General features: G+C 64.7%; 11 protein-coding genes and 2 tRNA genes. 2 read left to right on the top strand and 11 right to left on the bottom strand.

From position 1 onward, the window contains the following. Positions 1–215 precede the first annotated feature (215 nt). Positions 216–291: transfer RNA gene (locus KH616_RS12125), tRNA-Ala, on the bottom strand. Between the two features lie 115 nt (positions 292–406). Next, complete coding sequence (gene gltX / locus KH616_RS12120; protein ID WP_292244359.1) at positions 407–1,816, bottom strand: glutamate--tRNA ligase; 1,410 nt, start codon at positions 1,814–1,816, stop codon at positions 407–409. 292 nt (positions 1,817–2,108) lie between these two features. Between gltX and KH616_RS12115 the strand changes: the two genes are divergently transcribed. Continuing rightward, positions 2,109–3,014, top strand: coding sequence for a patatin-like phospholipase family protein (locus KH616_RS12115; RefSeq protein ID WP_292244358.1), 906 nt, complete (start codon positions 2,109–2,111; stop codon positions 3,012–3,014). 168 nt (positions 3,015–3,182) lie between these two features. Here KH616_RS12115 and KH616_RS12110 read toward each other — a convergent pair whose 3' ends face one another. The 5 genes from KH616_RS12110 to KH616_RS12090 form a co-directional block, all read right to left on the bottom strand. After that, positions 3,183–3,860 carry a C40 family peptidase gene (locus KH616_RS12110; RefSeq protein WP_292244357.1) on the bottom strand — a complete coding sequence of 226 codons (678 nt, stop codon included), beginning with the start codon at positions 3,858–3,860 and terminating at the stop codon, positions 3,183–3,185. A 138-nt stretch (positions 3,861–3,998) separates the two neighbouring features. After that, positions 3,999–5,621 carry an ABC transporter ATP-binding protein gene (locus KH616_RS12105; protein WP_292244356.1) on the bottom strand — a complete coding sequence of 541 codons (1,623 nt, stop codon included), beginning with the start codon at positions 5,619–5,621 and terminating at the stop codon, positions 3,999–4,001. After that, the gene (locus tag KH616_RS12100) at positions 5,618–6,715 is read right to left on the bottom strand and encodes an ABC transporter permease (RefSeq protein WP_292244355.1); all 1,098 of its coding nucleotides are present in this window, start codon (positions 6,713–6,715) and stop codon (positions 5,618–5,620) included. The genes KH616_RS12105 and KH616_RS12100 overlap by 4 nt, the downstream gene beginning before the upstream one ends. Before the next feature lie 72 nt (positions 6,716–6,787). Beyond that, the gene (locus tag KH616_RS12095; RefSeq protein WP_292244354.1) at positions 6,788–7,828 is read right to left on the bottom strand and encodes an ABC transporter permease subunit; all 1,041 of its coding nucleotides are present in this window, start codon (positions 7,826–7,828) and stop codon (positions 6,788–6,790) included. Between the two features lie 52 nt (positions 7,829–7,880). Continuing rightward, positions 7,881–9,764: an extracellular solute-binding protein gene (locus tag KH616_RS12090; RefSeq protein WP_292244353.1), complete on the bottom strand. Its 1,884-nt coding sequence runs from the start codon at positions 9,762–9,764 to the stop codon at positions 7,881–7,883. 118 nt (positions 9,765–9,882) lie between these two features. Here KH616_RS12090 and fabI point away from each other — a divergent pair, with 118 nt between their 5' ends. Beyond that, positions 9,883–10,674: an enoyl-ACP reductase FabI gene (gene fabI, locus KH616_RS12085; protein ID WP_292244352.1), complete on the top strand. Its 792-nt coding sequence runs from the start codon at positions 9,883–9,885 to the stop codon at positions 10,672–10,674. A 137-nt stretch (positions 10,675–10,811) separates the two neighbouring features. On the opposite strand, the gene KH616_RS12080 is transcribed toward fabI, so the two are convergent. The 4 genes from KH616_RS12080 to tilS form a co-directional block, all read right to left on the bottom strand. Then, on the bottom strand, positions 10,812–11,168 hold the full coding sequence (locus KH616_RS12080) for a hypothetical protein (protein ID WP_292244351.1): 357 nt from the start codon (positions 11,166–11,168) through the stop codon (positions 10,812–10,814). 496 nt (positions 11,169–11,664) lie between these two features. Beyond that, positions 11,665–11,758: transfer RNA gene (locus KH616_RS12075), tRNA-Ser, on the bottom strand. Positions 11,759–11,871: 113 nt separating this feature from the next. Continuing rightward, positions 11,872–13,122, bottom strand: a complete 1,251-nt coding sequence (locus tag KH616_RS12070) for an aspartate kinase (protein WP_292244350.1) — start codon at positions 13,120–13,122, stop codon at positions 11,872–11,874. A 330-nt stretch (positions 13,123–13,452) separates the two neighbouring features. After that, positions 13,453–13,968 (bottom strand): tRNA lysidine(34) synthetase TilS (tilS, locus tag KH616_RS12065; protein WP_292244349.1); only part of this gene is annotated, 516 nt, incomplete at its 5' end.

Raw genomic sequence — 13,968 nt, 5'->3', positions numbered from 1 at the left:
ATCTGGCTTCCCCTAGGGGATTCGAACCCCTGTACTCACCGTGAAAGGGTGATGTCCTAGGCCTCTAGACGAAGGGGACATAATCTTTTCAGACCTGTCTTGTTTTCACCATTAACTTTCAATCAACAGTGAAGGCCGAAATTCTAACTGCTTTAAATCGTTTTGTGAAGCATTTCTTTACTACCCTGCTTCGCGAACCGATTTGTTTGTTCTGTTGGTGGAGGTAAGCGGGATCGAACCGCTGACCTCTTGCATGCCATGCAAGCGCTCTCCCAGCTGAGCTATACCCCCTTGCAGAACAGAAATGAGATTATATGGATCGATTTTGGACTTGTAAATACTTTTTTGCGAATCCGGTGCATTTTTTTCGAAGCCGCCCCCGGACGGCTTCGAAACACCCCTGGACTCAGGCCAGCGCAGCCTCGATGCGCGACACCACGACGTCGCGGCCGAACAGCTTCAGTACCGCATCGATCGACGGCGTATGTGTCGTGCCGGCCACCAGCAAACGCACCGGCATCGCGAGTTGCGGCATCTTCAGCTTGTGCGCGGCGAGCACCGCCTTCAACGCGGCCGCGATCGCCTCTTTGCTCCACTCGGCCGACTTCAGCGCCGCCGCCAGATCACCCAGCGCCGGACGCACCGCATCGGTCACATGCTGTGCGAGCGCTTCCGCATCGAGCACCGGCGTGCGATAGAACATCGCCGCGCCTTCCGCGATTTCCTTGATCGTCGATGCGCGATCCTTCATCAGGCCGATCACGCTTTCAAGATCCGGGCCGCCCGCAAGCGCCGCGTCGTCGATGCCGATCGCCGCGAAGAAGGGCTTCGACAATTCGGCGAGACGCGCGTTGTCCGCTTCCTTGATGTAGTGGTTGTTCAGCCAGTTGAGTTTGTCGTGGTCGTACTGCGCCGCGGACTTGCCGAGATGCTCGAGGTCGAACCACTCGACGAACTGCTCGCGCGAAAAGATCTCGGCATCGCCATGCGACCAGCCAAGACGCGCCAGATAGTTCACGACCGCCTCGGGCAGGTAGCCCGCGTCGCGGTAGCCCATCACGCTCATCGCGCCGTGACGCTTGCTCATCTTCTCGCCCTGCTCGTTGAGCACGGTCGGCAGGTGCGCATACACCGGCACTTCGCCGCCCAGCGCGCGCAGGATGTTGATCTGGCGCGGCGTGTTGTTCACATGGTCGTCGCCGCGGATCACGTGCGTGATCCCCATGTCGAGATCGTCGACCACCACGCAGAAGTTGTACATCGGCGTGCCGTCCGGACGCGCGATCACGAGGTCGTCGAGTTCCTCGTTCGAGATCTCGACATGCCCCTTCACCGCATCGTCCCACGCGACGGTGCCCGTCAGCGGGTTGCGGAAACGCAGCACCGGTTTCACGCCGGCGGGCGGCTCGGGCAGCACCTTGCCCGGCTCGGGACGCCACGTGCCGTCGTAACGCGGCTTCAACCCGGCTTCACGCTGACGTTCGCGCAGCGCGTCGAGCTCCTCCGTCGACATGTAGCACGGATAGGCGAGGCCTTCGGCGACCATCTTCGCGAGCACCTCGCGATAGCGGTCCATCCGCTGCATCTGGTAGAACGGGCCCTCATCGAAGTCGAGGCCGAGCCACGCCATGCCTTCGAGAATCGCATCGACCGCTTCCGTGCTCGAGCGCTCGACGTCGGTATCCTCGATGCGCAGCACGAACGCGCCCTTCATCTTGCGGGCGAATGCCCACGGATAGAGCGCGGAACGGATGTTGCCCAGGTGGATGAAGCCGGTGGGACTCGGCGCGAAACGGGTACGAACAGGACGGGTCATAAACGGTAACTCGAACGCCTGAGGCGCATGAATGATTCGACGCGGGTTCGACGGCGGCATCGCGTACTGCGTACTGCAATGCGGCCGGCCGACGCCCGGAACGGAAATGAAGCGGGAATTATACCCGCGCCGACCAGCACGCCAAGCGCACCGCTTGCTTTATGATGTGCGCGCCGCGGCCGCCATCCGGCGCCGCGCCGGCGGCGCACGCCTATCGCGCCGCCGCCCGGAACGTACCGCCGCGGCGGGCCGCACGCCCGCCCGGCAGCTGGAGAAAGCTGGAGAACCCTCGATGTCGTCCCCTCGCCTGTCACGCCGCCACTTCACGATCGCCTGCGCGTCCGCCGGCCTCGCCGCCTGCACGTCGTTCGGCGGACCTGGCCGCCCCGACGCCGGCACGCAGAAACCGGTCAGGATCGGAATCGCGCTCGGTGGCGGCGCCGCGCGCGGTTTCGCGCACATCGGCGTGCTGAAAGCGCTCGAGGCGCGCGGCATTCCGGTCGAACTTGTCGCCGGCACAAGCGCGGGATCGGTCGTCGGCGCACTCTACGCGTCCGGCATGAACGCGCTGCAGATCAACAAGCTCGCACTCGAAATGGACCAGACGGCGATCAGCGACTGGGCGTTGCCGTTCCGCTCGCGCGGCCTGCTGCAAGGCGTCGCGCTGCAGAACTTCCTGAACAAGTCGCTCAACAACCGCCCGATCGAAAAAATGGCGAAGCCGCTCGGCATCGTCGCGACGGACCTGCAAAGCGGCCAGCCGATCCTGTTCCAGCAAGGCAACACGGGGCTCGCAGTGCGAGCGTCGTGCAGCGTGCCGTCGGTGTTCGAGCCGGTGAGGATCGGCAGCCGCGAGTACGTCGACGGCGGTCTTGTCAGCCCGGTGCCGGCGTCCTATGCGCGCAAGATGGGGGCGAATTTCGTGATCGCCGTCGACATCTCCGCGCGCCCCGACGGCGCGGCGACCAACAACCCGATCGAAATGCTGCTGCAGACGTTCACGATCATGGGGCAGACGATCAAGACCTACGAACTCGAAAAGTACGCCGATGTCGTGATCCGCCCGAACCTCGCCGCAATGGGCGGCAGCGATTTCAACCAGCGCAACGCGGCGATCCTCGCGGGCGAGGAAGCGGTCGCGCGCATCATGCCCGAGTTGCAGCGCAAGCTCGCGGCGGCACGCACGGTGCCCGCGTAAGCCGCGCCCCGCAGTGGCCAGACCGGGCGCTGCGGGGCGCGTCGAGCATCAAAAAAAACAGCCCGATCAGCGTAAGCCGATTGAGCTGTTTCGGTCAGGTCGACCATTTCATTAAACCCCGCAGCCTTTTGGCTGCGGGGTTTTCTCATCCGGTCGCCAGCAGGCGGATTAGCGGTTGCCGTTCGCCGAATCGTCGCCGATCGTCGCGCGCACGCGCTGGCGCAGGTCTTCAGCCTTCATCGGGAACTGCGTCTCGATCCGGCGCGCGCCGGTAAAACGCTTTTCCCAGTAGCCGCTATCGAGATCGTCGACGCGCACCGTGCTGCCCGTCGAAGGCGAATGCACGAACTTGTTGTCGCCGATATAGATGCCGACATGCGAGAACGTGCGGCGCATCGTGTTGAAGAACACGAGGTCGCCCGGCTTCAGCTCGCTCATGCGCACCTTCTCGCCGACATGGCTCATCTCTTCCGCGCGCCGCGGCAGCGACATGCCGAGCGTGTCCTGAAACACGTAACGGACGAAGCCGCTGCAATCGAGCCCCGAATCCGGCGAGTTGCCGCCCCAGCGGTAGCGCACGCCGATCATGTTCAGCGCGCCGACCACGACGTCACCCGCCTTGCCCGCCATGCCGGACAGGAACGACTTCGCGCCGCCTTCCGACGGCTGGGCGCTTGCCTGCGAACTGGAGAGGGAACCCGACCCGGACTGGGTCGAAAATGCGACATTCTGATTGAAACTGCCTGCTTCGTCGGCGAAAGCGCCGGGAGCTGCAGCGAACAGGACGCCGATAAACATCCCGGCGACGACGCGCGCGCATGCCTGGGTCAGAGATCGGTGCTGCATGGGTCGATGGATTGTGCTTAAAAATCAGCTGATTGGCGGAAAATTTCGGTCGATACTAGCCAGCGCGTATCCATTTGTCAAAACAAATTAAAAAATACAATCGAGATAGTCAGACCATTACCGCCTCTCCGGCATCCATCACGCCTGCCAGACCGCTTTCAGCAACTTTCGCGTATACGGATGCGACGGTTTCGTGAAGACGTCGGCAACGTCCCCGGTCTCGACGATTGCCCCGCCCTGCATCACCGCGACCCGATGCGCCATCGCGCCGATCACCTCCAGGTCGTGACTGATGAACACGTAGCCGAGGTTGTATTTCTGCTGCAGGCTCGCGAGCAGCTTCAGCACCTGCTGCTGGATCGAGACGTCGAGTGCGGACGTCGGCTCGTCGAGGATCAGGATGCGCGGCTCGAGCACCAGCGCGCGGGCGATCGCGATCCGGTGGCGCTGTCCGCCGGAGAATTCGTGCGGATAACGGTGCATCACGGTACGGTCGAGGCCGACTTCGCGCAGCACCGCAAGCGACTTTGCGCGGCGCGCGTCGGCCGACATGCCCGGACGATGCAGCTCGAGCCCTTCGCCGACAATCCGCTCGATCGTATGCCGCGGCGACAGCGAGCTGAACGGATCCTGGAACACGACCTGCATGTTCGAGCGCAGCGCGGTCTGCTCGCGCCCGCGATAGCTCGACAGCGCGCGCCCCTGGAATTCGATCTCGCCGCGGGCGGTCTTCTGCAGGCCGAGCAACGCCATCGCGAGTGTCGACTTGCCCGAGCCGGATTCGCCGACGATGCCGAGCGTCTCGCCCTGCCGAACCGACACGCTCACATCCGACACCGCGGTCACCGGCGAGGAGCCGAACCAGCCCGCGATACCGGGACGCTTGCGCGCGAACTGCACGGTCACGTTGCGCGCGTCGAGCATGACGGGCGCGATCGGCATGACCGGCACAACCGCGCGCTGCGGACGGCTGTTCAGCAGGCGCTGCGTATACGGATGCGCCGGCGCGGCGAAGATCTGCTCGACAGGCCCGCTCTCGACAAGCCGGCCCCGCTCCATCACCGCGATGCGATCGGCAAAATGCCGCACGAGATTCAGGTCGTGCGTGATCAGCAGGATCGCCATCCCGCGCTTTTCGGCCTCTTCGCGCTGCAACTCGAGCAGCAGCTCGACGATCTGCGCGCGGATCGTCACGTCGAGCGCAGTGGTCGGCTCGTCGGCGAGCAGCAGGCGCGGCCGGCACGCGAGCGCCATCGCGATCATAGCGCGCTGCCGCTGGCCGCCGGACAGCTGGTGCGGATAGCTGTCGACGTGCCGCTCCGGCTCCGCGATACCCGTGCGCGCGAGCAGCGCGACCGCGCGCCGGCGCGCGTCGGCCGCCGTCACGCCGTCGTGCAGCATGATCGTCTCGCCGATCTGCGCGCCGATCGTGTACAGCGGATTGAGGGCCGTCATCGGCTCCTGGAAGATCATCGCGATGTCCGAGCCGCGCAGCCCGCGCATCTCGCGCTCGCTTTTCTGCGCAAGATCCTGACCGGCGAAGCGGATCGTGCCGCCGACGTCGGCGTCGCGCAACAGGCGCAGGATCGACAGTGCGGTCACGCTCTTGCCCGAACCCGATTCGCCGACCAGCGCGACGCGCTCGCCACGACCGATCGCGAGCGTCACGTCCTCGACCGCGACGGTGTCGCCGAAACGCACCCGCAGCCGCTCGAGCGACAACAGCGGCTCGCCCGGCGGCGACATGCCGGAAGCGCTCATCGCTGGCCTCCGGCTGCGCGGGCGGCATCGGCGATGCGCGTATCGAGCGCATTGCGCAGCGCGTCGCCCATGAAGGTCAGCAGCAGCAACGTCGTGACGAGCACGCCGAACGTCGAAAGCGAGATCCACCACGCATCGAGATTGCCCTTGCCCTGTGCAAGCAGTTCGCCGAGGCTCGGCGTCGGCGGAGGCACGCCGAGCCCGAGGAAATCGAGGCTCGTCAGCGCGAGAATCGCGCCGCTCATCCGGAACGGCAGGAACGTGATTACCGGCGTCAGGCTGTTCGGCAGGACGTGGCGCCAGATGATCTGCCAGTTCGACAGCCCCATCGCCCGCGCCGCACGCACGTAGTCCTGCGTGCGATTGCGCAGAAATTCGGCGCGCACGTAGTCCGACAGCCCGATCCAGCCGAACAGCGACAGCAGCACGATCAGGAGCAGAAAGCTCGGCTCGAAGATCGACGCGAAGATGATCAGCAGGTAAAGCTCGGGCAGCGAACTCCAGATTTCGATCAGCCGCTGCCCGACGATGTCGAGGCGGCCGCCGAAGAAGCCCTGCAGCGCGCCCGCGGCAATCCCGAGCACGGTGCCGATCGCGGTCAGGATCAGCGCGAACTCGACCGACACGCGAAAGCCGTACACGAGCCGCGCGAGCAGGTCGCGCCCTTGCGCATCGGTGCCGAGCCAGTTCTCGCGCGACGGCGGCGCCGGGTTCGGCACGTTCGAAAAGTAGTTCAGCGTGTCGTAGTGATAGCGGTTCGGCGGATAGACGACGAAGTTGCCGGGCATGTCGAGACGCTTGCGCACGTACGGATCGAGATAGTCGGCCGGGGTCGGGAAGTCGCCGCCGAAGGTCGTCTCCGGATACGCGCGGAACATCGGGAAGTAATAGTGGCCGTCGTAGCGCACGACGATCGGCTTGTCGTTCGACCACAGCGGCGCGGCAAGGCTCGCACCGAACGCGATCACGAAAATCACGAAGCTCCAGTAGCCGAGACGCTGCTGCGTGAAGCGCTGCCAGACACGGCGCGCGGGCGACGGCGACACGCGAGCACGCGCGGCGTCGACACGGGAAGGCACGGCGGCTTGACTCATGCGGACACGCGCAGGACTGCGCCGGAGCGCCTGCCGTCATCGGGAAACAGCGGGTTTGCGGGCTGTGTCATGTCAGCGCTCCAGGTGTTCGAATTGAATGCGGGGGTCGACCCACACGTAGCAGAGATCGGAGATCAGCTTGGTCGCGAGCCCGATCAGCGTGAACAGGTACAGCGTGCCGAGCACGACCGGATAATCGCGCCGCACGACCGACTCGTACGACAGCAGGCCGAGGCCGTCGAGCGAAAACAGCGTTTCGATCAGCAGGCTGCCGGTGAAGAACGCCCCGATGAACGCCGCCGGAAAGCCGACGATCAGCGGCAGCATCGCATTGCGAAACACATGCTTCCACAGCACGCTGCGCTCGGACAGCCCTTTCGCACGCGCGGTCAGCACGTACTGCCGGCGGATCTCGTCGAGGAACGCGTTCTTCGTCAGCATCGTCACGATCGCGAAGCTGCCGACGACCGATGCCGTGATCGGCAGCGCGATATGCCACAGGTAGTCGAGGATCTTGCCGGGCACCGACAACTGGGCGAAGTTGTCCGACGTGAGGCCCCGCAGCGGGAAGATCTGCCAGAACGAGCCGCCGCCGAACAGCACGAGCAGCAGCACGCCGAGCACGAAGCCGGGAATCGCGTAGCCGACCAGCACGACGAGGCTCGTCGCGACATCGAACGGCGAGCCGTTGCGCACGGCCTTCGCGATGCCGAGCGGCACCGAGATCAGGTATGTGAGAAAGAACGTCCACAGACCGATGCTGATCGATACCGGCAGCTTCGACACGATCAGCGACCACACGCTCTGGTGCCGGAAATAACTGTCGCCGAGATCGAAGCGCGCAAAGCGTCCAAGCATCAGCACGTAGCGTTCGAGCGGCGGCTTGTCGAAGCCGTACAGCGCCTTCAGCTGCGCGACCTGCTGCGGATCGACGCCCGTATGCGCGCGCATGCCGAACGGCACTGCGCCCTGCTCCGCGCCCTTGCGCAATTCCTGGACGGCCTGCTCGACCGGGCCGCCCGGCACGAACTGAATCACGGCGAACGTCAGCGTCAATACGCCGACGAGCGTCGGGATCATCAGCAGCAGGCGTTTGAGGATGTAGCTCCACATGGACATCGACTCGCAATCAAAGGGCAACGATGGGACGGCGGATGCGCGCGGCTCAACCGCCCGGCTTGATCCACCAGGTCGACACGACCCAGCCCTCCGCCGAATAGTACAGCGGCAAGGTCCGCGGATAGGCGAGCGTACGCTTGTACGCGATGCGGTGCGTCGTGCTGTACCACTGCGGAACCGTGTAATAGCCGTGCATCAGCACCCGGTCGAGCGCGCGCGTCGCATCGCGCAGCTGCTCGCGCGTCTGCGCGGCGCCGAGCGCCTGCAGCAGCACGTCGACAGCCGGCGACTTGAGCCCCGTGATGTTGTCCGAGCCCGGCTCGTCGGCGAACTTGCTGCCGAAGCGCGCGAACTGCTCGGCGCCCGGCACCTGCACACCCGGATAGCGGGTCGTCGTCATGTCGTAGTCGAACGCGTCGAGGCGCTTCTGCAGCAGCGCGAAATCCGCTGTGCGGTATCTCGCCTCGATGCCGAGCTTCGCGAGATTGCGCTGGTACGCGGTGATGACCGGCTCGAATGCCGACCCGGCATCGTCGAGGATCTCGAACGTCAACGGCTCGCCCTGCGCGTTGCGCAGCGCGCCATCGCGGTAGGTCCAGCCCGCGTCGGCAAGCAACGCGCGCGCCTTCAGCAGGTTCGCGCGCAGCGAATCCGGCGGGTTCGTGCTCGGCTGCACGACCATCGGACCGAACACCGCCGGATCGAGCTGCGCACGCAGCGGGTCGAGCAGCGCCAGCTCTCCCGCGCCAGGCGTGCCGGTTGCCTGCAGGTCGGTGTCGGCAAAATAACTGTCGAGGCGCGTATAGCCGCCGTAGAACAGCTGGCGGTTCAGCCATTCGAAATCGAATGCGAGATCGAGCGCGCGGCGCACGCGCACATCCCGGAACTGCGCGCGACGCAGGTTCATCATGAAGCCCTGCATGCCCGCGCCGTTATGCTGCCGGAACTCGCGCTTGACGAGCTCGCCGCTGTCGAAGCGCTTGCCGACATCGCGCCGCACCCAGTTGCGCGCGACGTACTCGACGAGCACATCGTATTCGGCCGCCTTGAACGCTTCGAGACGCGCGACGCCGTCGCCGTACAGCTTGTAGACGATCCGCCCGAAGTTGTAGGTGCCGACCCGCACCGGCAGGCCGGCGCCCCAGTACGCGGGGTTGCGGCGGTAGGTGATCGTGCGGCCGTTGTCGTAGCGCTCGATCAGATATGGGCCGCTGCCGATCGGCACCTCGAACGCAAGCTTGTCGAACGCGATGTGCGTGCCGTCCGCGCGCAGCCCCCACTTGCGCGAGAACACCGGCACCCCGCCCGCGATCAGCGGCAGTTCGCGGTTGCGCCGTCGGAACTCGAAGCGCACCGTCGACGGATCGACGATCACCGCGCGCGTGATGTCGGCAAAGTACGCGCCGAACTGGGGCGCGGCCTGCTTGCTCTTCAGCGTGTCGAACGAATACTTGACGTCCGCCGCCGTCACCGGATCGCCGTTGGAGAAGCGCGCGCGCGGATTCAGGTGGAACGTGACCGACAGGCCATCCGGCGCCACCGCGATATCGTCGGCGAGCAGCCCGTACGCGGACGCCGGCTCGTCCGAGCTGCCCATGGTCAGGCTCTCGAACAGCAAATCGATGCCGGGCGCGACATTGCCCCGCATCGTATACGGATTGAACTTGTCGAACGACGTCAGCCGGTTCGGATTCGCGAGCACGAGCGTGCCGCCCTTCGGCGCATCCGGATTGACATAGTCGAAATGCTTGAAGTCCGGCGGATATTTCGGCTCGCCGTACTGGGCGATCGCGTAAGCGGCATGCGCGGCGGATGCGGCAAGCGCCGACTGCACCAGCAGCACGGCGGCGACGCGGCCGGCCGCCCGCGCAACGCGCGCCGCGCCGGAACGGACGCGCGTGTCGGCGGCCCGGGGCGAACCCTTTGTCATAAAGGCCCTGTCGGAGGATTGGAGGTGGCAATGTGCGAGAATTCTACCCACTCAACACCCGATACAGCCATCCCCGCGCCGTCCCGGCACGGACGCATGCCGCTTCCTAGGAGAACTCATGGGCTTCCTCGCTGGTAAACGTATTTTGCTGACGGGCCTCCTGTCGAACCGTTCGATCGCCTACGGCATCGCGCAGGCCTGCAAGCGCGAAGGCGCCGAGCTGGCGTTCACCTATGTCGGCGACCGCTTCAAGGACCGCATCACCGAGTTCGCCGCCGAGTTCGGCAGCAAGCTGGTGTTTCCGTGCGACGTGGCCGACGATGCGCAGATCGACGCGCTGTTCGCCGCGCTGAAGACAAACTGGGATTCGCTCGACGGCATCGTGCACTCGATCGGCTTCGCGCCGCGCGAAGCGATCGCCGGCGACTTCCTGGAAGGCATGACGCGCGAGAACTTCCGCATCGCCCACGACATTTCCGCGTACAGCTTCGCTGCGCTCGCGAAGGCCGCGCAGCCGATGCTGTCGGACCACGCGGCACTGCTGACGCTTTCGTATCTCGGCGCGGAAAAGGCGATTCCGAACTACAACACGATGGGACTCGCCAAGGCATCGCTCGAAGCGAGCGTGCGCTATCTCGCCGTGTCGCTCGGTGCGAAGGGCGTCCGCGTGAACGGCATTTCGGCAGGCCCGATCAAGACGCTCGCGGCAAGCGGCATCAAGGGCTTCGGCAAGATCCTCGATTTCGTCGAGCACAATGCGCCGCTCAAGCGCAACGTGACGATCGAGCAGGTCGGCAATGCCGGCGCGTTCCTGCTGTCCGATCTCGCGAGCGGCGTGACGGCCGAGATCATGCACGTCGACAGCGGCTTCAATGCGGTCGTCGGCGGAATGGCCGGCCTCGAGGAATAAGTCGCGCGCGATCGCACGCCGCCGTTCGCGTTCGCGCAAATAACAAAAATGCCGTTCAGGCCTGGCCGAACGGCATGCGCCCCTCGGGGCGATTTTTTCATTCTCGCGCAGCGACCGGACGCTGCGCCGTCCATCCTTCAACGCCAGCCGTTATGACGGCCGCGGTCGTGGTGGTCCCAATCACCGCGATCGCGGTCCCAGCCGCCGCGGCCGTGATGACGATACCAATCGTCGCGATCCCAGTAGCGCCGGCCATCCCAGTATCGATCACCATGCCAGCCGATCACGACTGCCGGTGCGGGTACGGCATAGACCGGCGCCGGCTGGTAGACGACCGGCGGCGGCGGCGGTGCATACACCGGCGCGGGCGCGACGTAGACCGGTGCCGGCACGCCGATATTGATCCCGACGTTGACGCCCCCCGCCATTGCAGCGCCCGACACGAGCAAGGCTGTCATACCGGTCATGAGCGAGGCAACACGCAAGGTCTTCATGGATTCCTCTTCTGGTTGATTCGTGGATGACTCGACTATAGCCACAACCGTCGCGCGGGCATATTTCAAGTTTGTAAGAACTGATGCGCGGAATCGCGGCGCGGACGGATCGATAACGTCTTGTAACATTCGACCCCGTTGCGGCGGCTGCGCTCAAGATGGTGCGGCGCATTGCGTGGGGAGATGCGGATGTCGGATCAGTGCGTCATCGTACGGGTGCTGACTGGATTCAGTTCTACAACCACCGAGGATCCCACCAGGCGCTGAAGTTGAAAACCCCCGGCCGAGACGTTTGTTTGCCTGAGCCGCTTAACCTGTGCAGGTTTCGCTGGGTCAATACAGCATCGCACGACACTACGCGGTGCCAACCACCGCCCCATACCGACGACAAGCTGGCCCCTGCGTATTCTCGATGATGGGCCTTGCTGAGGGGCTGAAAAACGAAAAACAAAAAGCCCCGTAAGTCCTAGAACTTACGGGGCTTTCTCACCGCTTTTGGCGGAGACGGAGGGATTCGAACCCTCGATCCAGGTTTTGGCCCAGATGCTCCCTTAGCAGGGGAGTGCCTTCGACCTCTCGGCCACGTCTCCCAAACTTTCGCTCGCACCAGGGAGGCAGTGCGACGAGAAAAAGATGATATAGGGTTTCGAGCCCCAGGTCAATTTTTTTGATGCATTTTCTTCAATGCATCACGTCAATTGCATTACGCCTGGTCGAGTTCGAATACCTTGTGCAGCGCGCGGACCGCCAGCTCCATGTACTTTTCGTCGATCAGCACCGAAATCTTGATTTCGGACGTCGAGATCATCTGGATGTTGATGCCCTCTTCCGACAGCGTGCGGAACATCTTGCTCGCGACACCGACGTGCGAACGCATGCCGACGCCGACGACCGACACCTTCGAGACCTTCGGGTCGCCCTGCACCTGCTCCGCACTTACGTGGCCCTTCACCTGGTTGGTGAGGATATCCATCGCCCGCTGGTAATCGCCGCGGCCCACCGTGAACGTGAAGTCGGTCTTGCCCTCGACGCTCTGGTTCTGGATGATCATGTCGACGTCGATGTTCGCGTCCGCGACCGGGCCGAGGATCTGATACGCGATGCCCGGCTTGTCGGGCACGCCCATCACCGCAATGCGTGCTTCGTCGCGCTGGAACGCGATGCCGGAAATGACTGCCTTTTCCATGGTCTCGTCTTCTTCAAAAGTAATCAGGGTGCCCGAGCGCATTTCTTCGTCGAGCGCAATCAGCGGATCGGTCAGGCTCGACAGCACGCGCGTCTTCACCTGGAATTTGCCGGCGAATTCGACCGAGCGGATCTGCAGGACCTTCGAGCCGAGGCTCGCCATTTCCAGCATCTCCTCGAACGTCACGCGATCGAGACGGCGCGCCTCTTCGACCACGCGCGGATCGGTCGTGTACACGCCGTCGACGTCGGTGTAGATCAGGCATTCCTCCGCATCGAGCGCAGCCGCGACCGCCACCGCCGACGTGTCCGAGCCGCCACGACCGAGCGTCGTGATGTGGCCGTCGGGATCGACGCCCTGGAAGCCCGTGATGATCACGACCTTGCCCGCATCGAGATCGGCCTTCACGCGCTCGTCGTCGATCGAATGGATGCGCGCCTTCGTGAACGCGCTGTCGGTCTTGATCGGGACTTGCCAGCCGGCGTAGCTCACGGCCTCGACACCGATCTCCTGGAGCGCGATCGACAGCAGACCAACGCTGACCTGCTCGCCGGTCGACGCGATCATGTCGAGCTCACGCGGGCTCGGCTGGCTCGAGATCTCTTTCGCGAGACCGAGCAGACGGTTGGTTTCGCCGGACATTGCCGACGGCACGACGACCATCTTGTGCCCGGCCTGATGCCATTTTGCGACGCGTTTCGCGACGTTCTTGATGCGCTCGACCGAGCCCATCGAAGTGCCGCCGTATTTATGTACGATGAGTGCCATTGTCGTTCTGAACTGGAGAAGAGGCCGCACGGACGCACTGGACAGGCCGTGTTGCCGTTCAGTCACGCGGCTTGTGGCGGTGGACGGACGACGAGGAGGACGGCGGGGACACAGCACGCAAGCGTGACGGAATTTGCCCGGAATGCGGATCGGACCGCGCAAACCGGGTACGTCACGCGGAAAACCTGCACAAAACGCTCAAAAATCGAGCCGAGCAAAAAATCGAGCGTACCCGATCAACGTGCGCTTGACAAGCCGCGCACCGCCGAAGCGTCCAGCACGCGGTCGTTTACCCGATAGTGAAAATTGGCGCGGCATCGCCACGGCATATCAGGCGATCAGCAGATCCGGCCGCCACTCGATCCGACGCCACGCGCCGTCGCCCTGCGCGTCGATATCGCGGTTCACGCCGAGCCGCGGCACGTAGAGCAGCCGGTCGCCCGAAAGCCGGTCGCCCGAATACAACAGCGGCACGTCGCGCTGCCACGCGGGCACACCGCGCTCCTGAAACAGGTTCTTCAGCGTGCGCCGCGGGCCGCCGGGCGACGTACGCATCCGCTCGCCGCCCACGCGCGACCGCACGACAAGCGGCGCGGCGCGCAGCCACGCCTCCGGCACCGCGTCCGCGCTGCCCGCCTCGGCCCGCGCGAACACAAAGGTGCCACGCCAGGCCGGCACATGCCAGACCTCCTGCCCGTCCCACGCGCACTCGCATTCGGGGCGCGGCGCCCCGTTGCCGCCATCGGGCGACTCGGCACTGCCACCGGCTTCCCAGCACACGGTGTCGCGATACAGCCGCAGGCGTTGCCCTGCATGATCGACACGCAGCGCATGCGCGTCGTGCGC

It is taken from the genome of Burkholderia sp. (genome assembly GCF_018375725.1).
Classification (GTDB): Bacteria; Pseudomonadota; Gammaproteobacteria; order Burkholderiales; family Burkholderiaceae; genus Burkholderia.
This window is presented reverse-complemented; position numbering and strand designations above follow the sequence as displayed.